1 protein-coding gene is annotated in these 1,150 nt (G+C 77.0%); it reads right to left on the reverse strand.

Annotated elements, in window-relative coordinates:
- The coding region (locus E1266_RS37335) for a DUF6596 domain-containing protein (RefSeq protein WP_132055308.1) at nucleotides 1-980 on the reverse strand (980 nt) is incomplete at its 3' end.
- Nucleotides 981-1,150 lie beyond the last annotated feature (170 nt).

The raw sequence follows: 1,150 nt of genomic DNA on the forward strand, positions 1-1,150 counted from the left end.
AGCAACTCCAGCCCCGCCCGCGGCCCCCGCGCCATCGCCACCGCGACCGCGTGGTTGAGCCGCACCACCGGCCCCGGGTCCAGCCGCTCCAGCAGCTCGTACAGCGCGACGATCTGCGGCCAGTCGGTGTCCTCCGCGCGGGCCGCCTCCGCGTGCACCGCCGCGATCGCCGCCTGCGCCTGGTACGGCCCGAGCCGCGCCCGCGCCAGCGCCCGGGTGACCAGCGCGGTGCCCTCGGCGATCGACGCCCGGTCCCACAGGCCGCGGTCCTGCTCGGCCAGCGGGACCAGGCTCCCGTCCGCGGCGGTGCGGGCCGGGCGGCGCGCGTCGGTCAGCAGCATCAGCGCCAGCAGCCCCGCGGCCTCCCCGTCCCGCGGCAGCAGCCCGTGCAGCTCCCGCGCCAGCCGGATCGCCTCCCCGGTCAGCTCCGCGCGGTGCAGCTCCGGCCCCGAACTGGCCGTGTACCCCTCGTTGAAGACCAGGTACAGCACCCGCAGGACGGCGCGGACCCGCGCGTCCCGCTCACCCGCGGGCGGCATCGCGAACCGGCCGCCCGCCGCGCGGATCCGCTGCTTGGCGCGGGCGATGCGCTGCGCCATCGTCGCCTCCGGGACCAGGAACGCCCGCGCGACCTCCGCCGTGGTCAGCCCCCCGGCCGCGCGCAGCGTCAGCGCGACCTGCGACGGCGGCGTCAAAGCCGGATGGCAGCACAGCAGCAGCAGCGTCAGCGTGTCGTCGCCGGGCGCGGCGGCGTCCGCGGCGGGCGCGACCCGCTCGTCCGGCGGGACCCGCGCCGCCGCCCGCTCCTCCCGCCGCCGCGCCGCCGCCTCACCGCGCAGCAGATCGGTCATCCGCCGCGACGCGACCCGGATCAGCCACGCCTCCGGCCGGTCGGGCACCCCCTCGCGCGGCCAGTGCTCCGCCGCCGCCAGCAGCGCCTCCTGCACCGCGTCCTCGGCCTCGAACCCGGAGCCGAGCATCCGGTAGCAGTAGCCGGTCAGCTCGATCCGGTGCCCTTCCAAATCGACCGTTTCCACTACGCCGCAGTCACCTCGATCTGCAGCTCGGTCACCCACTCGTCCACGTCGTCCGGGCAGTGCAGGGAGATCTCCCTGGCCAGGCCGAGTGAGCGGAAGCCGCTCTCCTCGAT

The sequence above is a fragment of the Actinomadura sp. 7K534 genome, from assembly GCF_004348575.1.
GTDB lineage: Bacteria > Actinomycetota > Actinomycetes > Streptosporangiales > Streptosporangiaceae > Spirillospora > Spirillospora livida.